This is a genomic window from Rhodococcus sp. NPDC059969, from assembly GCF_042738325.1.
Lineage (GTDB): Bacteria > Actinomycetota > Actinomycetes > Mycobacteriales > Mycobacteriaceae > Rhodococcus_F.
In genome coordinates, this window is record NZ_JBHWUF010000001.1 from 374,700 (window position 1) to 396,163 (window position 21,464).

Sequence of the window (21,464 nt, forward strand, 5' to 3'; positions counted from 1 at the left end):
TCAGCGGCGACGACCCAGTAACCTGTTGGGATGACACAGGCGAAGAACTCGAGCGAATTCACCACTCTGCTGCGTCAGCAGATCCGTAACGAGTTCACTGCATCGCAGCAGTACATCGCGGTAGCGGTGTACTTCGATGCTCACGATCTTCCGCAGATGGCCGCGCGCTTCTACAGCCAGGCCACCGAGGAACGCGGTCACGCGATGATGATGATCCAGTACCTGCTCGACAACGACCTCGACGTGGACGTACCCGGTATCGACGACGTCGTGACGAAATTCGACAGTGTCCGGGCTCCGGTCGAATTGGCACTCGAGCAGGAGAAGACGGTCACCGAGCAGGTGACGCAGCTGGCACGTACAGCTCGCGATACCGGCGACTACCTGGGCGAGCAGTTCATGCAGTGGTTCCTCAAGGAACAGGTCGAGGAAGTGGCAAGCATGACAACACTTCTCACCATCGTCGACCGCGCCGGCGACAACCTGTTCCACCTCGAAACGTTTGTCGCACGCGAGATGAACACCCCGGCCGCTGCCGACGCAATGGCGCCGACGCCCGCCGGCGGCGGCGTCTGAGGGCCACCGGCCTACCGAGTCTCAGGCCGCTCGGCGGCGTTCAGTGATCTGAGGAAATTGTTGTACGCCTCAAGATCACTGTCGCCGTCGATCTCGGCGCGGCGGTCCAGGGCGGCATTCATCCGTTTGTCGTCCCGGTTCCAGCGCATCGCGAAGATCACGACCACCACCAGCGCGACGGGCTCTCCGTACGACCACGCGAGGGCGCCCGCCAGCTGCTGATCCTGCATGACGTCCACGCCCCACTCCGGAGGCGGATCCACGAAGGTGGTCAGTAGCGGTTTTGTCGCCATCATGAGTACGACGCCGATGAACACGTGCAGCGGCATCTCCACGAACAGGTCGAAACACCGCCCGAGGTAGCTCTGCCGCACCGGCAGTGGGCCGGTCGCGAGCACCGGCATGATGAAGAGCAGACCGCTGGCGAGAAAGAAGATCTCGAGCGAAACGTGTCCGGCCGGTAACGCCGAGACAGTGTCGAAGATCGGCGACAGATAGATCCCGTAGTAACTGAACAGAAATACCGGGATCGTGAAACCGGGGTGCAGCATCCACCGCGCCGGTGGGCTACGCAATGCCGAGAGGGCAAGCGCGAGAACACCTTTTCCTATCCCTCGATGCGGCGTCGAACGCAGTAGCAGTAGTCCCGGCGAGCCCAGTACCCAGAGCGGCGGGATCGCCATCGAGAGCGTCAGGTGTTGGAACATCCAGACACTGAAGAGTTCGTAGCCGTAGCTCTCGACCTTCAGTCCGGTTACCGCGATCAGCAGCAGGCACCCACCCAGGAAACACGCTGTCCGATGCCACGGCCACGGTCTCCCACTCGCGCGAACTCGCTGAGCGCCAGTCCAATACCAGAGCGCAAGAACAACTCCCAGCGCAGGAAGAAGCGGGAGGGATGAAGTATCCCACTCCAGCATCTGCCCGATCGACGGCGGCGGCGTGTCGTTCACGAACGCTTCACCGGCGGGTCCTCCTTCGTCTCCATGCGGGTACCGTCGACTCTACACCTAACTACTATGTTGGATAGTATTTAGGAATTCGACGGAAGGTCCAGGTGCACAGCAGTGTCCAGAAGCATGAAGATATCCGCCGCCCTGATCGCGGTGTTCGCGGTAGCTCTGATCACGTTCATCACCGTCGATCCGATCCGGGCAGACAACGAGAGCACCGATCGGGCAGCACAATCCACCGCCGTCCTCACCGACGACGCGTACCGATTGACCTCGGCCGCCGACGGCAAGGTGAACCTGGTCGAGTTCCTCGACTTCGAATGCGAGGCCTGCCGCGCGCTGTACCCGACGATGGAGCGAATCAGAGCCGAGTACGAGGATCGAATCACGTTCGGGATCAGATACTTTCCGATTCCGAGTCACACCAACAGCACTCTCGCGGCGCAGGTCGTCGAATCCGCATCTCGCCAGGGCAAGTTCGTCGAGATGTATCAACGGATGTACGAGACGCAGTCGCAGTGGGGTGAATCTGCCGAATCGCAGGAGGTGCTGTTCCGCTCCTACGCACAAGATCTCGGCCTCGACATGACCCGATTCGACTCCGACCTCGGCAGCCGCGGCGTCCGCGAGCGGGTCGAGCGCGACTTCGAAGAAGGTCGACGCCTCGGCGTCCAGGGCACGCCCACCCTCTTTCTGAACGATGTGAAACTGGCCCCGATGCCGACCTACGAAGATCTGAAAGCCCAGATCGACACCGTACTGGGACAATGAACTCCGTCCTTACCGGTCGCATTCTGGCTGTCACCGGCCTTGCCGGCCTGATCGCGTCATTCGTCCTGACGCTCGAGAAGCTGGCAACGCTGAGCGACCCGGCGTACGTACCGTCGTGCAGCATCAACCCGATCATCAGCTGCGGCACCATCATGAGTTCACCGCAGGCCGAGGTGTTCGGATTCCCCAATCCGATATCGGGTCTGATCGGCTTCACTGCGCTCACCATTGTCGGGGTCCTCGCTGCTACCGGAGTATCTCTCCCGCGGTGGTGCTGGTTCGCCACACTCGCCGGGCTGGCCTTGGCCGCGACATTTGTTCACTGGTTGATCTTCGCGAGTCTCTATTCGATCCAGGCGCTGTGCCCCTACTGCATGATCGTCTGGATCTCGGTGGTGTGTTCACTCTGGTATTGCGCCCTGCACCTTGCGGTTTCGCGAACCAACAGCGCCACGGCCGCCACCGCCGCCAGATACCACTCGGTAGTGCCCACGGTATGGATGCTCCTTGTGGTGCTTGCAATCACCGAGGCCTTCTGGTGGTACTGGCGGACACTCGCCTGAGTACGGGATTCAGGTCAGAACAGCGCAGATACCCGCGGAGACGGCTACCGTCACGGCTGCGGCAACGGCCGTCGTGACAGCCGCCGGCACACATGCCGCCACCGCGCAGGTCAGTCGCCGAGGCGACGCCACGTCGCCGTCCACCAGGGAACGCAATCGCACTGCGGTCGCGCCGCCGCGATCACCCAAGCTCCAGTCCGGCTGAGGAAGCGGCGATTTCGACACCACGGAAAGGGCGGAACGCACCGCAGCCGGGCTGGTGACGCGAGCGGCGTGCCGGTCCGCTGACAGTTCCACGATCGCGCCGACGGCAGCAGGCGCCGCCGCGAACAACGGCACTCGCGGCAGAACAGCGGCCAAGACTTCGCACGCACCGACGATTCGGTGATGACCGCCGCTCAGGTGCGCACGCTCGTGCGCGAGAACCGCGTCACGCTCACCTCCGGTAAGAGCGGATGACAAGCCTTGCGTCGCAACAACAAATCCAGGCTTTCCGGCGACGCTGTACGCCATCGGCAGTGGATGATCCAACCACAACACGTCGGACTCCGAGTTGTCGCGGCGCGCGACGATCGAGAGAACATCACGATGGAAATCTCGCACCCTCGCGTGCTCACGCGCTTGTTTGCGCCCGGCCAACACGATCCGAACGGCGATCAAACCCACCACAGCAACGGCTGCACCGGTGATCAGTTCACCCACCCACGAACTCGTGCCGTGCGCGAAGGCGCTGAAACACCGAGCGATACCGTCGACCAGCCCCTCGACCGGTGCGTGGCTCGGCCACACCAGAACCAAGACCGCGGAGAGAGCGAGATACAGAGCCGACGCCATACTGCCGAGCCACGCCGCAAGCAGCACCGCCGGTGACAACGCCGAGGAAACAGCTCGCAACGCTCTCGGAACCAAGAATCCCACGAGTACCGCACCGAGAAGCATCGGCAACGCCAATGTCATTGCGCACCTTCCCCGGAAAGACCTCGGCGCAGGGCCTCGTTCTCGGCGTCCGTCATGGTCTTGGCGAAGTGCAACAGCACGGCAGCGGAATCGGAACTGCTGTCCAACAATTCGCGCAGCGCCCTGGAGGTGGCTTCTTCACGGGTGCGGCTCGGCCGATAGAAGTAGGCGCGACTCTTCTTCTCGCGACTTACCCAGCCCTTGTCGTAGAGATGCGTCACGACGGTCAGGATGGTGGTGTACGCGAGCTGTCGACGCTCGCCCAGGATCTCGACCAGATCCTTGACCGAGAGTGCGTCGTCGGACTGCCAGAGCACATCCATGACCTCGGCTTCGAGTCCGCCCAGCCCCTGCATTGCTCCTCCATCGCGTCGTGACAGAACTTCAGTCGCCCGTGGTCTTCTCCCCGAACGACACGCCCCGGGAATTCAGATACGCGAGCGGATCGGTCTTCTGTCCGTCAGATTGCCACACCTCGTAGTGCAGGTGTGGTCCTGTCGATTGTCCACGATTGCCGACGGTCGCGATCAGTTCACCCGCCCGCACCTTCTGACCGGCGACCACGAGCGCCTCGTTGATGTGTCCGTAGACGCCGACGGTCCCGTCATCCTGCTGGATGCGGACCCAGAGCCCGAATCCCGCCGCGGGGCCGGATTCGAGCACAACACCGTCGGTCGCCGACACGATGGGTGTTCCGATCGCGTTCGCGATGTCGAGACCGTAGTGGGTGGTTCCCCACCGTGGACCGAAGTTGGACGTCATCGTCCCGCTGACGGGGGCCATCACCTGCGGCTTCTCTGCCTCGTAAGTCAGCGCCGCTCGCTCGGATTCGAGTTGTCGCGTCTTGCCGAGTTGTTCGGCTATTCCGGCAAGATTCGTCGTTCGAACAAGGTCGAGGATCTCCGGCACCGACACCGCCGCCACATCCTCGACTGCAACCGGCGGCGGCGATGCGTGCCCGATGGAAGTGCCGGACGCCAGGATTGCGCCCGTCGCCACGGAAACCGCGGCTATGCGCCCGCCGGGTCTGATCGGCTCGGCTTTTCGATGTCGTCCCACTTCTCGGTCCTCGCGTCGATGACAAATGAAGGTCTACGCCGCCACCATACAACTATGTTGCATAGTTTTTAAGACATGCACTATTGCGCATATATGCATATGTGTCTAGGCTGACGTCGACGAAAGGATCTTCGATGTCACACGGACACGGACACGGAATCTCCCCCGCCGAGGCTGCGACCAGCAACAGCGGCAAGCATGTCAACAAACTGTGGATCGCCGCCGGCCTCGGGTTGGTGACGTTCGTTCTGCAGGTGACGGTCGGACTCTTCACCTCGTCGCTGGCACTGCTCTCGGACTCGGCGCACGTGTTCACCGACATCTTCGGCATCTTCATGGCGCTCGCCGCGATCCTCGTCGCACAGCGTGCCGCCCGGCGCCCCGACCGCACTTTCGGCATGTATCGCACGGAAGTGTTTGCAGCACTGGCCAATGCGATCCTGCTCTTCGCAATCGCCGGATGGGTGCTCTACGAGGCTGCCAGCCGATTCTCGGATCCGCCCGAGGTTCCCGGCCTCCCCGTCGCGATAGTCGCCGTCGTCGGATTGGCGATGAACGTCATCGCCTTCCTGATGCTGCGCAGCGGCGCGAAGGAGAGTATCAACATCCGCGGCGCCTACCTCGAAGTCATGGCGGACATGGTCGGGTCCATCGGCGTCCTCGTCAGCGGCTTGGTCACGCTCGCGTTCGGTTGGCGTTACGCCGACCCCGTCATCGGCGTAGCCATCGGTCTTTTCGTCTTGCCGCGCGCCTTCAACCTGGGTCGCCATGCCGTCCGCATCCTGCTCCAGCAGGCTCCCGATCGCATCGACGTCACGTCGATCATCGAGAAGATCAACACCCTCCCGGGCGTCGTCGACGCGCACGATCTACACGTCTGGACGCTCACCTCGGGGATGGAAGTTGCTTCCGTTCACGTCACAGCGGCAAGTGACGCCGATCCCACAACGGTGCTCGCGGCCACCCAAACCTTGCTTACCGAGGCCTTCGAACTCGAACACGCCACCGTACAGGTGGAACTACAGGGAAGTGACGGTAAATGCGCGGAACTCGCCTGGTGAAATAGACATTCCTAAATGAAACATTCGATTTCACCGGGCTCGATAACCTCACGGAATTCGGCGAAAAATTAGGTCTTCTTTAGTTTGGGAACGCTTACCACAATAAGGTCAGACTGGGATGACAGGGCCTCTGACCTGCACTATCTTGGAATTCATGACTTCTGGGGAGACTCACATGACCAAATTCCACGCACTACTCCGAGACCAGATTCGCAACGAGTTCAACGCTTCGCATCAGTACATCGCGACAGCGGTTTACTTCGACAATGCGGATCTGCCACAGCTGGCAAAGCACTTCTACAAGCAGGCGGTGGAAGAGCGTAACCACGCCATGATGATCGTTCAGTATTTCCTCGATCGCGACATCAACGTCGAACTCACCGGCGTCGACGCTGCGAAGGCCGACTTCAAGGATGCCCGCGAGCCCATCGCTCTCGCGCTGACGCAGGAGAAGACGGTCACCGAGCAGATCGTCCAGCTCGCGAGCACTGCCCGCGAAGAAGGCGACTACCTCGGTGAGCAGTTCATGCAGTGGTTCCTCAAGGAGCAGGTCGAGGAAGTGGCAAGCATGACAACACTTCTCACCATCGCGGATCGCGCGGGCGCCAACCTGTTCGACCTCGAAGACTTCGTTTCCCGTGAGATGAGCACCGTCGGTGACACCACCGGTGCGCCGAACGCAGCAGGCGGAACCATCTAGCCTGCAGCACTCACAGATTTTGCCCTCGAGCCGAACGGTTCGCTTCCTGCCAGCAGGATCGAACTGATCAGCTCGGGGGCATCTGTCATCGGTACGTGCCCCAGACCGGGCAGAACCATCAACTTTGCCTGCGGGAACGACTTTTTCACGCGCTGCGCCTGATACACGGGCAGAATGAGATCGCGTCGACCCCACGCAACCGTCACCGGCACAGTGGGATCCACGATGGGCGGCAACACGAAGTCCATCTCGAGACCGAGGTCGACGAGTTCGTTGGACACGAGCGAACGGCAGTCGGCCAACGCCGCCGCATACCCGACGTGACTCGGATGAGCGAAGAACGCGGCGAGCGCCGGATAGCGAATCAGCTTGTACCGCAATGCGCGTGGCAATCCGTCGCCCATGAGCTTGGCCGTGCCGCGCAGTGCACGGAACGTGTTGATCGCTCGCACCTGATCGAGGTGATTGACAAAGAACCCGGCCGGCGAAAGAGCTGTTGCCGACGCGACGTCTCCGCGCGCCGCCAGCGAGAGTGCAATCCAGCCGCCGAGCGAGTTTCCGGCGACGTGGGCGCGCTCCCCTGCCGGAGTTACTTCCTTGACGAACTCACTGACATCGTCGATCAGCTGTCCCATGACGTCAGGACCGAGTTCGGGCAGCAGTGACTCTCCGTGACCCGGCAGGTCGACGGTGACGACGCGGCGGTACGGCGTCAGCTGGTCCAAAAGCGAATCCCACGCCTGCCGTCGATGGACGATTCCATGGACGAGCACAAGCGTGGGACCACTACCGGAGATGTCATGCGACAAGGTCATGTCGCCAACATTAACCGTAACTTTGCGTAACGCCTATAGTTCTGGCGAAAAAATCAGCGCAGCGTGACCTGACGACCACGAAGTCCGTCGCGCGAGCGAAGCTCGGCCGAGGTGAGCGGAGCATCGACGGCCAGAGCCTCGGCAAGACGCTCACCGAGCTCGACGGTTGCCGCAACCCACTCGTTTGCATGCTTTTCGCGGTCGAGGTCGAAGACGGGAACCAACAGGCCGTGGGTGCGGAACGAGCCTGCGTAGCGCGAGCCCTCACCCAGGTGCAGTCCACCGGTCGCGTGCACGCGCGCCAGCGCGAGCATCAGGTCGTCTTCGCTCTCGGGACGAACCCAACGCAGGTGCGCCTTCTCGCCGGCGTCTACCCACCACGCGGCAACGAGGCCGTCGCCTTCGAGGCGTGCAGAGGGCATGATTGCCGAGTTGGCGTGCTGCACGGTGGCGGCAACCTCGGGATCGGTTTCGACGCCTTCCGGAATCCACCAGTTGAAGTTCTGGTGCACGGTGATGTCGAGCAGCGCCGACGGATCGACGACAGCGGTGACCGCCGGGGTCTCGGAATCGGGGTTCGCGGCAGAAAGCGCGTCGCCGGGGGCCGCGTCCTTGATCCAGTTCACCGAAGCGGCGAGGTCTGCGCCGAGGTCGGCCGAGTGCGCCTGAACCTGGACACCGACAAATCCGGTGGCCGTCTCGCCCTCGTCGCGGACGAGTGCGGCAACAGCGCCGGGGAGGACCGTCGCCAACGTGACGGGACGGTCGGAGCCGATGACCGGCAACGGAGCCGTGGCGGACGGAACGAATTCACGCAGCGCGACCAGATCGCACTCGGCGGCAAGGCCCTCGAACGGGCGGCTGACTACGCCGGCAGCGGCTTCACGCTCTGCTTGGCGTGCCGCCAGCTTCTCTGCGCGTGCGCTGCCCTGCTTCGGTCCACTGTTTCTTTTGCTCTTCTTGGCCACGAGGGCAAAATCTACACGCTGCCCAGCCATTGCTTCGTGCGCCCGGGATGGTTGGTGGCAACCCAACTGACCCCGAGCTCACGACACAGGTCCACATCCGCCTTGTCGTCGACGGTCCAGCAGTACGTCGCGCGACCCGCAGCGGCGGCCCGATCGACCAGATCGGGATGTTCGCGCAGCGCCTTGATCGACGGCCCGATCGCCGTAGCGCCCACAGCCGTCGACGCACCGCCGCCGAGGTACCGCGACGCGTCACCGAGCAGGACCGTCGGCAGCAGCGGTGCCGAACGGCGCACTCGCCACACCGCACTCGCCGAGAAAGACATGACCACTGCGCGCGAATGATCGGCCGACGGCGGTGACGCGATCCCGAAGCGGTGCAGTTCCGCCAGGAGTTTGGCTTCGACCAGGCCGCCGAAGCGCACGGGGTGCTTGGTCTCGATGAACAGCTTCACCGGGCGCGCAAAATCCAGGGCGAGGGTGATGAGATCGGCGAGAGTCAGCAGTTCGGCCGGTTCGCTCGTCGACCCGTAGTCCAGAGCGTTCAGCGAATCGAGAGTCATCTCGCTGACGATCCCCGTCCCGCTCGAGGTGCGGTCGACCTTGCGATCGTGAACGCAGACCAGGTGTCCGTCGCGGGTGAGCCGAACGTCGCATTCGAGCCCGTCCGCACCCTCTTCGAGAGCTAGTTCGTAGGCGGCGAGCGTGTGCTCCGGCCGCGCAGCCGACGCACCTCGGTGCGCAACGACGAGTGGACCTCGACGATCTGGGCTCACAGGGCTGCGGTCTCTTTCTCTTCCAACACCGTCTTCTTTTCCAACACCGAGCGTGGCACCGGCACCCACCGGGTTTCCGATTCCGGTTCACCGCGCCAGCTCTTGCGCTCGATCCGTCGGATCACGATGAGCGTCAACGCGGCGGTGACGGCAGCGATCAGCGCTATGAATGCGTTCAGCAGAACCCCGTCCGCCATGGCCTGAATCCCCGGGCGTGATCGCCAGTACGCATTGACCACCAGCAGCAGAGCGCTGAATCCCCAGAAGCCCCACCAGATCTTGACCAGCAGGGTTCCGCGCGGATCACGGCGAACGAGCTCGAGGAGATAGACGGCCGGCATCACCAGGTTGAGGATCGGCACAGCGCAGCCGACGACCACTTCCGAGGCGGTACGCGGATCGGATTCCCGGGCGCGTGCGAAGTGTTCACGACGCCGACGAAGCAGCCAGCACACGGCGGCTACGGCAGCGAAGACGGAGACCAGCAGTCCACCCAACTGGGTGAAGTACACGGCGGCGTCGGAGACAGTGAGCAACGGCTGCGGGATCAGCGTGGTGCGGTTGCGGACCAGGATCGCGTATCTGCCCAGTTCGGCGAACACCGCCAGTCCGTAGAGGATCGTCGCGAGCGTCAGCAACGGCTCGACTCGATCGGCCATCCGGTCCGCACGCGAGGGCGGTACCGGTGAGGTATCGAAGACGTCATGGAGTCCCCACTGCGGGACAGCGTCGTAGCGCGGAGTGGAGAAGCTACGACGCACTGGTGCGTCCCCCACGCCTCGTGGGTCGGACGGTGAGCGCGCGATCCAGCGGAAGCCTCGACGGTTGGGCGGTTGGTAGATCTCGGTCCGGGTGGGGATGAGGAGAACGCCGCTGCAGCGCGGGCACCACTGCGTCGGGCCGCCGACTCCATTGCGCTGCGTCGGGCCGCCGACTACGGGCCAACGCGCGGCGCACCGGGCGCAGACCTGAACGACACTCACAACTTCGATTCTGTCACGCCGTATCGGTAACGGCAGCAAATGGATTCACTCCCGATTTGTGATCGAACCTCCACCGCCTTCACCTGCATTGTTCGAATAATGTGACCTCCGCCACTTAAAAACTCGAGTTATCCACAGTTTCCACAGGTTCATCCACAGTTCTGGATGAATGAATCGGGCTTTATCCACAGGTCACGGGCAAGACCCTGAGAATTTGCTGACAGGTGTTAGCGAACGATGCACAGGCTCGAGGATGAATTTGACACCGCAGGTCAGTGAACTTTCGGGCGTCGGCGTCATTTATCCCGGCAAAGTTCACAATCCATTCAGAAATTGTGCCCGAAAAGACAGAAAAGACCGTTATCCCCTTTTTCGCCGAAGGCCGGTTTTGACACACCTGGAAGCATGACCGTCGATGACTTCTCCGTCGACGACTTCTCCACAGGCCGAGCCAACTCTGACGTTCACCGCGAACCGGGTCATGCAGCTCGCGTTCGTATTGATCGGATGTCAGCTCGTCATTCGCGCCTGGGTTGCCGCGAGTAACTACTTCTACTGGGACGACCTCATCCTCATGGGCCGGGGCGCGCGCTTCTCGCTCTTCTCGAGCGAACTCCTGCTCTACGATCACGACGGTCACTTCATGCCCGCGGCCTTCTTCTTCACCGGGTTGATCGCACGCATCGCACCGTACAACTGGGCACTGTCGGCGACACTGCTCGTCATCGGTCAGGCCGTGGCGTCCTTGGCGCTTCTCCGCACTCTTCGGTTGGTCCTCGGCTGGCGACCGGCGCTGTTGATTCCGCTGATCCTGTATCTGTTCGTCCCGCTGACACTTCCGGCGTTCTCGTGGTGGGCGGCCGCGCTCAATGCCTTGCCGCTACAGATCGCACTTGCCTGGGCGTCCGGGGACGCGATCAAGCTGTACCGCACCGGGCATGTGCGCTACGTGTTCTCGGGCACCGCAGTTTTTGTCGTCTCCCTATTGTTCTTCGAGAAAGCAGTGCTCGTTCCGTTCGTGGCACTCGCTTTTCTGGTGCTGTACTTGCGCACGCAAGGCGAAGGAACGCCGATCCGGAGTGCGATCACGAAGTGCCGACTCCTGTGGGCGGCCTGCGCCGCTGTCCTCGCGATCTGGATTCCGGTGTACCTGACCACCGTCGAGTCCCCGGTCACCGGCTACGGCCGTTCCATGTCCACCGAACTGCTGCATCACGGCACGTCCTTGGGGATGCTTCCCACTCTTATCGGCGGCCCCTGGCACTGGGAGCGGTGGATCCCCAGCCCCGCGTGGGCCGATCCGCCGACGGTATTGGTGGTCGCGGCCTGGGCCACACTGCTGACGACGGTCGTGATGACAGTGCGTGCCAGACGCGGCGCCGCCTGGATCTGGGCCGCCGCGGCGCTGTACTTCCTGGCCTCCGTCGTGGCGATGACCGCGACCCGATCCGACGCCGACACCACCTACGAATTGGCGCAGACCTTGCGCTACTTCACGGATTCGGCGACGGTGTTCGCACTCGCCGCCGCCCTGATTCTCGCCTCGCCTCGGCGACGTCCGGCCCGCATGCCCGTCGCAGTCGCCGCCGGGCTCTCAGCGCTCTTCGTTGTCAGTTCGCTCGTCTCGACTGTCACGTTCGTCGACATCTGGCGCGAGAACCCGACTCGCGACTACCTCGCCAACGCACGAATGTCGTTGTCCCAGAATCAGGATGCTCCGCTGCTCGAGCAACCCGTCGCGATCGCGGTACTTCTTCCCGTCGCCTTTCCGAACAATTTGGCAAGCAATGTTCTCGCGCCTCTGTCTGATCGACCCGAATTCTCTTCCAGCACTCCGATTCTGCGCACGATCGACGACAGCGGAAAGATTGTCGATGCCGAAGTGACCTGGACGAGAAGGATTCCCGAAGGAACGGCACCGAACTGCGGCACCCGCTCCGAAGGCCCGATCGAACTCCCCCTCGACGGCCCCCTGGCCGGTTGGGAATGGACGGTTCAGCTCAACTACCTCGCGAGCACCGACGGAACGATCGACGTCGCGTTGGAGTCCGGCGACGCCGTATCAGTACCCGTGACGCAAGGTTTGCACTCAGCGTTCGTACGCCTGGTCGGCCACGGAAACAGTGTGAAAATCACGCCGACAACGCCGGGACTGACCCTGTGTTTCGGCGGTGGACAAGTCGGTGCCGTCGTCCCGACCTCCGCAAAATAGTGGCAGAGTAGAAGTCATGGAGCTGCGTATATTCACCGAACCCCAGCAGGGCGCTACCTACGAACAACTACTGACTGTTGCCCAGACCGCCGAAAAACTCGGCTACGGCGCATTTTTCCGCTCGGACCATTATCTCGCCATGAATACCGACGGCCTTCCCGGACCTACCGACGCGTGGATCACGCTCGCCGGTATCGCCCGCGAAACGTCCACCATCCGCCTCGGCACCCTCGTGACGTCGGCTACGTTCCGTCACGCCGGCCCGCTGGCCATCTCGGTCGCGCAGGTCGATCAGATGAGTGGTGGCCGCGTGGACCTCGGCATCGGTGCCGGTTGGTACGAGGAAGAGCACCAGGCGTACGGGATCCCGTTCCCCGCGCTCAAGGATCGCTTCGAACTGCTCGAGGAAACTCTCGACGTCGTGACCGGTCTGTGGCGTACGCCGGTCGGCGACACGTTCGACTACGACGGTAAGCACGTGCAGATCAAGAACTCTCCCGCGCTTCCCAAGCCGCATCAGGTCGACGGTCCGCCGATCCTGATCGGTGGCACGGGCAAGAAGAAGACTCCGGCACTCGCCGCTCGGTTCGCGAACGAGTTCAACATCCCGTTCAAGTCCCTCGAAGAAACGAAGGACATCTTTGCGCGCGTTCGTCAGGCTTGCGTCGACATCGAGCGGGATCCGAACGAATTGGTGTACTCCAACGCTCTCGTCCTTTGCTGCGGCCGCGACGAGGCAGAGGTCAAGAAGCGCGCCGAGGCCATCGGACGAGACGTGGACGAATTGCGTGAGAACGGTCTGGCCGGAACACCTTCGGAACTGGTCGACAAGATCGGAACATTCGCCGAAGCCGGTTCACAGCGTGTGTACCTGCAGACTCTCGATCTCGCCGATCTGGATCATCTCGAACTCGTCGCAAGCGAGGTCATGCCCCAACTGCAGTGAGATACGGGCCGGGATCTACAGCGCGTTCGCGTCGAGGAATGCGCGTAGGTCCCGGTCCCACTGGGCCGAGCGCGAACGGTCGAGAAACACCCGCACCAGCATGAACGCGATGACCAGCAAGGACATCACGCTGAACCAGGTGAAAACCCCGGTCACAACGGCTGCGACGTCGGCAGCGCTCTGAGTGATCGGGGCTACGGACTTGTCACCTTGATCGTTGACGTAGATGTCGACCTCGGTACCGGCAGGCGTCGCTGAGTCGACAGTGATGTCGCTCGTGTGAACCTCACCGTTCCAGTTCCACTGTGCGCTGGCCATTTCCGTCGTCGGCGCAATGTAATCGGCGTTGGAGACGGTGGTTTGCTTCGAATCCGCCGTTGTCGTCGCCGAAATGCTGTGCAGTTCCGAGGATTGTTTGGCGATCAGTGCGTTCTGGCTCGAAGCCGTCGCGGCGCCGGCCCACACTGCGAGTGGCAGCAGCAGAATTGCGAAAATGATCAGACCGAAGGACATGAACCCTTCGATCCGATCACTGCGGCGAACCATCGGATCGTGGCCTACGTGAATGGTGCGTCGAAGCAGCGACGCAGTTCCTCGCGTACTACCTGACATTGTGAACTCAGTTCTCTCGACGACACACTGTTACTTCGAGATTCCCTTTGTTTCGATCTAGTTGCAAGTGTTAACGAGCTGAATCACATGTGTCCTCCAACACCTGTTCCAGTTATTCGCTCGGCGGAAGGATATCCGTCTGCGCCGGAACCTGATCCTGACGGAGTAATCCCACCGGGCAACTGACGCCGGTGGCATGCACCGGGCAGTAACCGCCGGGATTCTTCGCCAAATACTGCTGGTGGTAATCCTCCGCATAGAAGAAGTCGCGCAGCGGACCGATTTCGGTGGTGATCGCGCCGTATCCCGCTTCGGCAAGCCTTTCGCCGAAAGCGACGGCCGACGCGTGAGCGATTTCTTCCTGCTGCGCGGACGTCGTGAAGATCGCCGAACGGTACTGCGAGCCCTGGTCGTTGCCCTGACGCATCCCCTGCGTCGGATCGTGGTTCTCCCAGAAGTGCGCCAGGATCTGCTCGTAGGAGATCACCGCGGGGTCGAAGACCACCAGCACTACTTCGGTGTGCCCCGTGCGTCCGGAGCACGTCTCTTCGTATGTCGGATTGGGAGTGAAGCCGCCGGCATAACCCGCAGCGGTCGTGTACACACCGGGAAGCTGCCAGAACTCCTTCTCGGCGCCCCAGAAACAACCCATACCTACGACGACGGTCTGCATTTCGGCCGGAAACGGCGGCGTCAACGGATGTCCGTTGACGTAGTGCGCGGTAGGTACCGGCATTTTCTGCTCTCGCCCGGGGAGGGCGTCCTCAGGCGCGATCAGCGTGGATTTTGCGGACGCTCGTCCCAGAATGTCGTCGTACCAGCTCATGCTTCGATGCTACGCGCGAGCGGCTGTTTCGCCACGCCGTGACCGCGCGGGCACCGGGCAGCTCCACCCAGCGGTAGCCGACTTCTGATACCGCAGCCGTGACCAGAAGGAACAGTGCGAAGGCCAGCGTCGGTCCCACGTACATCACGGTGTTCTCGACGACGCGGTACAGGATCAGGGTGTGCACGAGATAGATGACGTAACTGCGCGTCGAGAGCCACTTCACGACCGACCAGCGCGTTGGGACGCCGTCGTAGCGGCCGATGAGGACAACCGCTGCGGCGACTACCGAGATAGTCCACAGGTAGTGCTCGCCGGCCCAGTACACGCGGAACTGGGTCGCCACGATGATGACGTGCATCTGCATGAGGACGGCCGCGATCAGCCAGCGGCCGGGAGCGAGCTTCGCCCACGCGAGGTACATGATCTGGCCGAGGAAGACGGCCGGCAGCGTCGCGGCGATCTTGGACAGCATCGGCACGGTGTACGGCAGCGGCGCGTAGACGTTGTAGAGCAGAACCAGTGAGCACAGCGCACCACCGGCGAGCGGCATGACGATCGGACGCAGCCGCAGTATCGGACGAGCGGCGACGCACGCGAGATAGAAGAGGAATTGGACGGTGAGCGTCCAGGTCACTCCGAGAACTGCCACCTCGGGCTTGAGAAAGAATCCGCCGAGAAAAAAGCTCATCAACGCTTCGGTATCGGAAATACCTTCCTGACCGCTGAACATTCCGTTGATTCCGAGGCGGACCAGAAGAATGGCAATCGCGGTTGCCACCCAGAATGCGGGCAGCAGTCGACTGAATCGGTTGGTCAAGAACTTTCCGGGACCATCGCGAATCGCGGACCGCGTCACCAATGCGCCGGTAAGCATCATGAATACTGCGACTCCGACAAAAGAGAGGTGCTGGTTGAGTTCGGCCGGCTCGATCAAAACGCCGTAGACGACGTCGATCACCCACCAACCCGAGCCGAGATCGTCGATGACGTAAAAAGAGATGTGGGAGTAGATCACGGCGGCAACCGCCAGGGCTCGCAGCAGGTCAGCGCCCGGAAGATTCACCCGAGGCGCGGCCGCCTCTGGTGATTCCGGGAGGAAAACTGGTGCGGGCATCGCGCAAGTTTAAGGTTCCGTTCACCTTTACGACGAATTTGCGCACATTAGCTTACCCTTAGATCAGGGTAAGTTTGGTTGCCCAAACTTTATTCTTTGGTGATTACTACCTGAGCCGGACTGTTGCGGACGGTGTACGAATGTTATTGGGTGGAAACCCGAAGAATGATTTGCACATACGCGAGTGACGTCACGCCGTGACCGGTGATCGACGCACTCTAAAGCACCAGGGCTCACCAGCCCGCAAAGAAGGGACCCTCGTGTCTGTTTACACGCTGCCGGAACTCCCCTACGACTACGCAGCCCTCGAGCCGCACATCTCGGGCAAGATCATGGAGCTGCATCACGACAAGCACCACGCGGCTTACGTTGCCGGTGCCAACGCTGCACTCGAGAAGCTGGCCGAGGCTCGTGAGAACGACACCATCGCAGCGCAGGCCAACCTGCTCGAGAAGAACCTGGCGTTCCACCTCGGTGGCCACACCAACCACACCGTTTTCTGGAACAACCTCAGCGCTGACGGTGGCGACAAGCCCGAAGGCGAACTCGCCGCAGCGATCGACGACAACTTCGGTTCGTTCGATCTCTTCCGCGCTCACTTCTCCGCGAACGCCAACGCCATCCAGGGCTCCGGCTGGTCCATCCTCGCGTGGGACTCGATCGGACAGCGTCTGATCATCGTCCAGCTCTACGATCAGCAGGGCAACATCTCCATCGGCCTCACGCCGCTGCTGCTCCTCGACATGTGGGAGCACGCCTTCTACCTCGACTACCAGAACGTCAAGGGCGACTACGTCAAGGCATTCTGGAACATCGTCAACTGGAACGACGTCTCGGCTCGCTTCGACCGTGCACGTACCCAGACCGCAGGTCTGATCGTCTAGTCACGCTCTTCTCGCGAACGGCGGCGCCTCACCAGGGGCGCCGCCGTTCGTGTCAGCAGAGCACCACCGAGCAGGACCGTCGTCGCTCCGAAGACCAATGCCAGTGTGCGAGTTCCGGAGTCACCGCTGCTCGCGGTGGTCTGATTGACGGCCACCGGATCCGACAGCACCGAGGTCAGCTGAACCTGCTGCGGAGTGGTCATCGCGGGAATGCCGGATTTTGCGCCGTCGAGGCCCGTGACCAATGACTTGGCGATCCCTTGCAGCGTCGTGAATCCCTGGGTGATCTGGTCGGTCACGTCACCGAGCATCTGCGGCGCCTGATCGGCTATGGGGATGAGTCCGTCGTTCAATTGTCCGGCAGCACTGCTCAGTTGATCGCTCGCCCCTTGCAGCTGCCCGACGGCGGTGCGGACCAGATCACCGAGCTCCGTATCGGGTCCGACCGAACCACCCAACAGCGCCGGAACGGTGCCCAATTGCGCATTCAGCGCACCGAGATCCGAACTCACACCGGCCAGTTGCGCTGTCACGTCAGGCGGGATCGGAAGGCCGTTCAACGCGGTCTGCAACGTGTCGATTCGTGTCTTCAATTCCGCTGTCGAGGACGACGCCTCCCCCAACGTCAAGCCCAGCGAATCAGCGCGCGTGGCCAACTCTTCCGCCGATCCCGATGCCTGATCGACAACACCGGATACCTGTTCCGCCACGCTCATCAACTCCAACGCCCCGGATCGTGCGGTCTCGAGATACGGCAGCAGTGTGCCGGCGCCTGCCTTCACCTGATCGATGGACTTTCCGGCCTCGTTGGTTCCGGCGACCAGAATCTGTGCGGTGGTGAGGTTTTGATCTATCGAGCGCCTGGCGGCCGACGTCTGAGCCAGCAGACCCTTGATTCCGTCGGCGCCGACCTGCGCGGAGACCGCCCGAGTCAGTTCGGTCGACCTCTCCGGATCCGAGCCCTTCACGGCCAGCTCGACACTCGCCTGGCGGGGGTCCGTGCCGAACATCGACGCAACGGATTCACTGAAGTCTTCCGGCACCGTCAACGTCGCGAAGTAGTTGCCGCCGGGGTTGTCGACCACCTGGAAGTCGAAGTCTTCATTCTTGCCCAGAGTGTCCACCAGCGTGTCACCCGCTCGAAGTTTCTTGCCGTCGAGAGTGGTTCCGGCGTCTGCGTTCACGATCGCGACGGTGCGCGAATTGTCAGCACCACCGCCCGCGAAAATCACGAAGCCGATCCCCGCGACCGCAGCTGCGACTATCGCCGCTACACCACCCACCGCCAGCCGTCGACCGAGGCGTGACGGCTGGCGGTGGGTGTTCTCGGTGGTGTTCTCGGCGCTCATGGGCGAGACGATAAAGCAACAACTTGTAGAAACGCTGAGAAGTACTAGTGTGCGGGCGTGGCCGGCTTTTCAGGCTCCTCGGGTTTCTCCTCCGGCAGGTCCCGAGGCCCGCTGATCAGGATGTCGGCCCAGCGTGTGGCTGGGTCGATGTCGAGCAGGACAGCCTTCACCAACAACGAGAGCGGGATCGCCAGCAGCGCTCCGAGCGCCCCGAGTACCCACGACCAGAAGACAAGTGAGAGGAACGTCATCGTCACCGACAGTCCGACGGCGTCGCCGACGAACTTGGGTTGGATGATGGACTGGATCACGAAGTTGATGACGGAGTAGACGACGATCACCCAGAGCATCAGCCAGGGTCCGCCCTGCAAGAGCCCGAGAAGTGCCGGCGGGATGACGCCGATGACAAACCCGATGTTGGGGATGTAGTTGGTGATGAAGGACAGCAGCGCCCACAGAACGGGTAGCTGAATGCCCATCAGCCACAGCGCACCACCGTCGAGCACCGCCACGATGAGTCCGAATACCGTCGAGACCACCAGGTACTTGCGAGTCCCTGCGGCAAAAGTGGAGAGCGCGTAGGAGATTTCGGGACGCTGCTCGGCCAGCACGTGTAACCGCGAGCGGATACTCATGCCGTCGAAGGCCATGAACAGCAACAGCGCGAGGATGAACACCAGATCCGACAGAATGCCGAGCAGGCCCTCCAGCCCGCTTTCGAGTACACCCACTACTTTCGTGAGATCGACACTGCTGAGCGTGCTTTGGATCTGTTCGGTGCTCACTCCGAAGTCGGCCAACTTGTCGCGGCCCTCGTTGAGGAGGTTGGTCATCTCCTCGGAATACTGGGGCAGGATCGTCGCCAACTGCGCCGTCGACACGATCAACGAGGCAGCGAGCCCGAGCAGAATCAGATAGACGGTGACCAGCGAGCCCAACATCCCGACCCACTTGGGCCACCCGCGTCGCTGCGACCAATCCTGAATGGGCTGAACGGCAATCGTCAGCACCAGTGCGAGGAAGACCGGTCCGAGGATGCCGCCGAACACTTTCATTCCTCCGACGGCAACCACGGTGGCCGCGATACCGAGAAGGACGATCAAACCGCGAGGGATCGACCAGTTCTCACTACCGGACAGCGTGGGGATCGGAGCGGGAGCCGCGACGGCCGGCTTTCCCTTCTTAGAGAACACCGACTTCCTTTGCCCGGCTCCTGATCTGGAATGCTCCCACGATCATGACGAGGCCGAACAAGATTGCGTACCAACCCAACAACCAGATGAGGCTGATGATGCCTTCGCCGGGCGCGACGAGAAGAATGATGCCGAAGATGACAGCGAGTACCGAGGCTGCGAGCAACCATCCCCAACTGGATCCGGGCAGCGTCTTCATCTTGAAGGCGCCGACGATTCCGAAGATTCCGAACATGATGGCGTAGAAGGCAATGATGTACAGCAGCACCAGCGCGGTGATGCCTGGCCAGACCAGCGCGACCACACCGGCTCCCACCGAAACGACGCCCGTGAAGACCCACCATCCCCACGAACTCAGGTGCTCGCGGTCCCGGACGGCTCGAACGATCGTGATCAAGCCGTCGGCAATGGAGTAGATACCGAACAGGAAGACCAAGGCCACCAAGGTAATTCCCGGCCACACCAGTGCGATGATTCCGAAGATCACACCGAAGATTCCGCGGATCAGGATCATCCACCAGATCTCTTTGCCGTACTGCACGAACGGATTCTGCGTGACCATCAGTAGCCTCCGAAGCAAGCGGGTGTCTCTGACCGATTCAACAGCTCTTCAAACAGGGCAATACCGACAGATCGTATGGCTATCGAGACCTTTCCGCCCATCGAAACGCGCGGCTGATACCGAGTTGTGCTCTTCGGGTCCGGAGCGAGAGGACCTTCAGCCTGCTTCCCGAATACCCGGCGCTGTCCACGATCCCGACAGCACTGCCGCCTTCGGCCAGTACAGGCGCAGAAAGACGTTGAAGTCACCGGACGGAGCCGGCAGCCAGTTCCGCTCCTTCTCACCACCAGGGGATTCGTGCTGAAGATAGATGTCGAGGGAACCGTCGTCGGCAAACACCAGATCGCTTCGATCACCGATCGCGTATCGGTCGATCGGGTTGTCCACGAAGAACTGCCGCTCGTTCATCATCGTGAGCGACCAGAAGCCCTCGACCGGCGGCAGTTCGTCCTTCTCGAAATGAAGTACGTACTTCTTCTCGCCGGTCAGTGGCTTCCCGTCGACGTCCGTGGTGGCGTGCGGGTACACGGCATCAGCATCGAGGTTTGCCCCGAAACCGAGCCAGACGATCAAAGCCCGCTGAGCGTAATGAGTTCCGTAATGCCCCAAGCCGCGGTGCATCGTCCAGCCGTTCTTCGGACTACCCTCGGCCTCTTTGGCGATCTCGCTCAGCACGTCCATTCCGGTTCGTGCAGCTCGGTCGAGGGCATCACGCACCTCTTGCGGACGCGACTTCCATGGCAGCGAGGAGCCGATTCCGATATCGGACAGCTGTTTCATCATCTCGGTATCGTCCGGGCGGGGAGGATTGTCGTCGAGAAGTGCGTCGAGTGTGGTGAAGAAGGCCTCGCCGTCCATGGCGGCCACCTGGTCCACCGGCGGCGTCCGGGTGTCGACGGCAGCGTTCACCGGCACTTCACCGGGCGTGTAGTCCTGCGGGTCACCCGTCCACTCCGACAGAGGTGTCAGTCGCGTCCGGTCCTGCAAGCTGTGCACTTCAGCCAGGTCCGTTCCCCCCGACGTCGCATAGCGGGCGACTATCCAGTTCATCGCCGTCGGAGAACGCAGCAGCGTCAAACCCTTGGGCACGTTGCCTTTCCAATTCGGCCCGGCCACCAGATACGGTCCCCCGGTGCGTCCCACCGTCCGAGACCCCGGCACCGTGAACACGTCGCTCCACGCGTCGAGGATGGGCACCAGCCAGTACCGCGTGCCGAAGTCCGGCAATGAGAGCACCTGCGGTTCCGTCGAGACGTCCAGCCACCCCGACGAGTAGAGAGTGTCCGCGTTGGGTGAGACGACATCGGTGAAGGTCGCATCGGGCGTTGTACGCGCATAAGCGAACTGGTTGAGCGGGGCTTTCATCGCCACCGGCGTCGGCACCGCCGTCATGACGTCACGCGATACCGCCGCAATCAACAGTGGATATCCGAAGATCCACGCCTGCGTTGCCAGGTCTTCCAGCCGAGAACGGTTCTTCGACAGAGTCATGCCTGCGCATACCACCGCCCTCACCAGCGCAAACCTGGCTGGCACTCTCCCCGTCTTGTGTGCCAGTACCGAATGGGTGCATATTTCGAT

General features: G+C 62.1%; 23 protein-coding genes. 8 read left to right on the forward strand and 15 right to left on the reverse strand.

Translation table 11 applies throughout. The features are described from left to right. Window positions 1–30 precede the first annotated feature (30 nt). Window positions 31–576, forward strand: a complete 546-nt coding sequence (locus ACFWAD_RS01740) for a ferritin (protein ID WP_378445519.1) — start codon at window positions 31–33, stop codon at window positions 574–576. A gap of 11 nt (window positions 577–587) precedes the next feature. Here the strand turns inward: ACFWAD_RS01740 and ACFWAD_RS01745 are convergent, their stop codons facing one another. After that, window positions 588–1,529, reverse strand: coding sequence for a cytochrome c oxidase assembly protein (locus tag ACFWAD_RS01745; protein ID WP_378540861.1), 942 nt, complete (start codon window positions 1,527–1,529; stop codon window positions 588–590). A 126-nt stretch (window positions 1,530–1,655) separates the two neighbouring features. Here ACFWAD_RS01745 and ACFWAD_RS01750 point away from each other — a divergent pair, with 126 nt between their 5' ends. Together ACFWAD_RS01750 and ACFWAD_RS01755 are read left to right on the forward strand one after the other, a co-directional pair. After that, window positions 1,656–2,300 (forward strand): DsbA family protein, encoded by a 645-nt coding sequence (locus tag ACFWAD_RS01750; protein WP_378540863.1) that lies wholly within the window; start codon window positions 1,656–1,658, stop codon window positions 2,298–2,300. After that, window positions 2,297–2,863: a vitamin K epoxide reductase family protein gene (locus ACFWAD_RS01755; protein WP_378540865.1), complete on the forward strand. Its 567-nt coding sequence runs from the start codon at window positions 2,297–2,299 to the stop codon at window positions 2,861–2,863. Before ACFWAD_RS01750 ends, ACFWAD_RS01755 begins: the two co-directional genes overlap by 4 nt. Window positions 2,864–2,872: 9 nt before the next feature. On the opposite strand, the gene ACFWAD_RS01760 is transcribed toward ACFWAD_RS01755, so the two are convergent. Genes ACFWAD_RS01760 through ACFWAD_RS01770 form a run of 3 tightly spaced genes read right to left on the reverse strand, consistent with a single transcriptional unit; the run spans window position 2,873 to window position 4,834 of the window. Continuing rightward, window positions 2,873–3,820 carry a M56 family metallopeptidase gene (locus tag ACFWAD_RS01760; protein ID WP_378540868.1) on the reverse strand — a complete coding sequence of 316 codons (948 nt, stop codon included), beginning with the start codon at window positions 3,818–3,820 and terminating at the stop codon, window positions 2,873–2,875. Next, window positions 3,817–4,176 carry a BlaI/MecI/CopY family transcriptional regulator gene (locus ACFWAD_RS01765; RefSeq protein ID WP_378540870.1) on the reverse strand — a complete coding sequence of 120 codons (360 nt, stop codon included), beginning with the start codon at window positions 4,174–4,176 and terminating at the stop codon, window positions 3,817–3,819. Before ACFWAD_RS01765 ends, ACFWAD_RS01760 begins: the two co-directional genes overlap by 4 nt. Window positions 4,177–4,204: 28 nt before the next feature. Further along, window positions 4,205–4,834, reverse strand: coding sequence for a M23 family metallopeptidase (locus ACFWAD_RS01770; RefSeq protein ID WP_378542887.1), 630 nt, complete (start codon window positions 4,832–4,834; stop codon window positions 4,205–4,207). 179 nt (window positions 4,835–5,013) lie between these two features. Here ACFWAD_RS01770 and ACFWAD_RS01775 point away from each other — a divergent pair, with 179 nt between their 5' ends. Both ACFWAD_RS01775 and ACFWAD_RS01780 read left to right on the forward strand, forming a co-directional pair. After that, window positions 5,014–5,940 (forward strand): cation diffusion facilitator family transporter, encoded by a 927-nt coding sequence (locus tag ACFWAD_RS01775; RefSeq protein ID WP_378540873.1) that lies wholly within the window; start codon window positions 5,014–5,016, stop codon window positions 5,938–5,940. A 154-nt stretch (window positions 5,941–6,094) separates the two neighbouring features. Then, window positions 6,095–6,640: a ferritin gene (locus ACFWAD_RS01780; protein ID WP_024487904.1), complete on the forward strand. Its 546-nt coding sequence runs from the start codon at window positions 6,095–6,097 to the stop codon at window positions 6,638–6,640. Here the strand turns inward: ACFWAD_RS01780 and ACFWAD_RS01785 are convergent. The 4 genes from ACFWAD_RS01785 to ACFWAD_RS01800 are packed head-to-tail and all read right to left on the reverse strand — an operon-like array spanning window position 6,637 to window position 10,182. Continuing rightward, window positions 6,637–7,455, reverse strand: a complete 819-nt coding sequence (locus tag ACFWAD_RS01785; protein ID WP_378540876.1) for an alpha/beta fold hydrolase — start codon at window positions 7,453–7,455, stop codon at window positions 6,637–6,639. The genes ACFWAD_RS01780 and ACFWAD_RS01785 overlap by 4 nt on opposite strands. Before the next feature lie 53 nt (window positions 7,456–7,508). Then, window positions 7,509–8,423, reverse strand: coding sequence for a DUF5926 family protein (locus ACFWAD_RS01790; protein WP_003944127.1), 915 nt, complete (start codon window positions 8,421–8,423; stop codon window positions 7,509–7,511). Between the two features lie 11 nt (window positions 8,424–8,434). Continuing rightward, window positions 8,435–9,199, reverse strand: coding sequence for a glycerophosphodiester phosphodiesterase (locus tag ACFWAD_RS01795; protein ID WP_378445512.1), 765 nt, complete (start codon window positions 9,197–9,199; stop codon window positions 8,435–8,437). Continuing rightward, the gene (locus tag ACFWAD_RS01800) at window positions 9,196–10,182 is read right to left on the reverse strand and encodes a DUF4328 domain-containing protein (protein ID WP_378540879.1); all 987 of its coding nucleotides are present in this window, start codon (window positions 10,180–10,182) and stop codon (window positions 9,196–9,198) included. Before ACFWAD_RS01800 ends, ACFWAD_RS01795 begins: the two co-directional genes overlap by 4 nt. Before the next feature lie 415 nt (window positions 10,183–10,597). Here ACFWAD_RS01800 and ACFWAD_RS01805 point away from each other — a divergent pair, with 415 nt between their 5' ends. Together ACFWAD_RS01805 and ACFWAD_RS01810 are read left to right on the forward strand one after the other, a co-directional pair. Further along, window positions 10,598–12,394, forward strand: coding sequence for a hypothetical protein (locus ACFWAD_RS01805; protein WP_378540881.1), 1,797 nt, complete (start codon window positions 10,598–10,600; stop codon window positions 12,392–12,394). 16 nt (window positions 12,395–12,410) lie between these two features. After that, entirely contained in the window at window positions 12,411–13,340 is a 930-nt protein-coding gene (locus ACFWAD_RS01810) for an LLM class F420-dependent oxidoreductase (protein WP_378536464.1), read from the forward strand. Between the two features lie 15 nt (window positions 13,341–13,355). Here the strand turns inward: ACFWAD_RS01810 and ACFWAD_RS01815 are convergent, their stop codons facing one another. The 3 genes from ACFWAD_RS01815 to ACFWAD_RS01825 form a co-directional block, all read right to left on the reverse strand. Beyond that, window positions 13,356–13,952: a hypothetical protein gene (locus tag ACFWAD_RS01815; RefSeq protein WP_378536462.1), complete on the reverse strand. Its 597-nt coding sequence runs from the start codon at window positions 13,950–13,952 to the stop codon at window positions 13,356–13,358. 112 nt (window positions 13,953–14,064) lie between these two features. Further along, window positions 14,065–14,778, reverse strand: coding sequence for a peptide-methionine (S)-S-oxide reductase MsrA (gene msrA, locus ACFWAD_RS01820; RefSeq protein ID WP_378536460.1), 714 nt, complete (start codon window positions 14,776–14,778; stop codon window positions 14,065–14,067). Then, the gene (locus ACFWAD_RS01825; RefSeq protein ID WP_378540884.1) at window positions 14,717–15,895 is read right to left on the reverse strand and encodes an acyltransferase family protein; all 1,179 of its coding nucleotides are present in this window, start codon (window positions 15,893–15,895) and stop codon (window positions 14,717–14,719) included. Before ACFWAD_RS01825 ends, msrA begins: the two co-directional genes overlap by 62 nt. 260 nt (window positions 15,896–16,155) lie before the next feature. Between ACFWAD_RS01825 and ACFWAD_RS01830 the strand changes: the two genes are divergently transcribed. Beyond that, window positions 16,156–16,779 carry a superoxide dismutase gene (locus tag ACFWAD_RS01830; RefSeq protein ID WP_003944189.1) on the forward strand — a complete coding sequence of 208 codons (624 nt, stop codon included), beginning with the start codon at window positions 16,156–16,158 and terminating at the stop codon, window positions 16,777–16,779. Here the strand turns inward: ACFWAD_RS01830 and ACFWAD_RS01835 are convergent. The 4 genes from ACFWAD_RS01835 to ACFWAD_RS01850 all read right to left on the reverse strand — a co-directional run bounded on the left by ACFWAD_RS01835 (window position 16,776) and on the right by ACFWAD_RS01850 (window position 21,374). Further along, a complete protein-coding gene (locus ACFWAD_RS01835) occupies window positions 16,776–18,128 on the reverse strand; it encodes a hypothetical protein (RefSeq protein WP_378540886.1) in 1,353 nt (450 codons plus the stop codon). The genes ACFWAD_RS01830 and ACFWAD_RS01835 overlap by 4 nt on opposite strands. Before the next feature lie 44 nt (window positions 18,129–18,172). Then, window positions 18,173–19,321, reverse strand: coding sequence for an AI-2E family transporter (locus ACFWAD_RS01840; protein WP_378540888.1), 1,149 nt, complete (start codon window positions 19,319–19,321; stop codon window positions 18,173–18,175). Further along, entirely contained in the window at window positions 19,311–19,883 is a 573-nt protein-coding gene (locus tag ACFWAD_RS01845) for an HdeD family acid-resistance protein (protein WP_378540890.1), read from the reverse strand. The genes ACFWAD_RS01840 and ACFWAD_RS01845 overlap by 11 nt, the downstream gene beginning before the upstream one ends. 156 nt (window positions 19,884–20,039) lie before the next feature. Then, the gene (locus ACFWAD_RS01850) at window positions 20,040–21,374 is read right to left on the reverse strand and encodes a DUF1254 domain-containing protein (protein WP_378540893.1); all 1,335 of its coding nucleotides are present in this window, start codon (window positions 21,372–21,374) and stop codon (window positions 20,040–20,042) included. Between the last annotated feature and the right edge of the window lie 90 nt (window positions 21,375–21,464).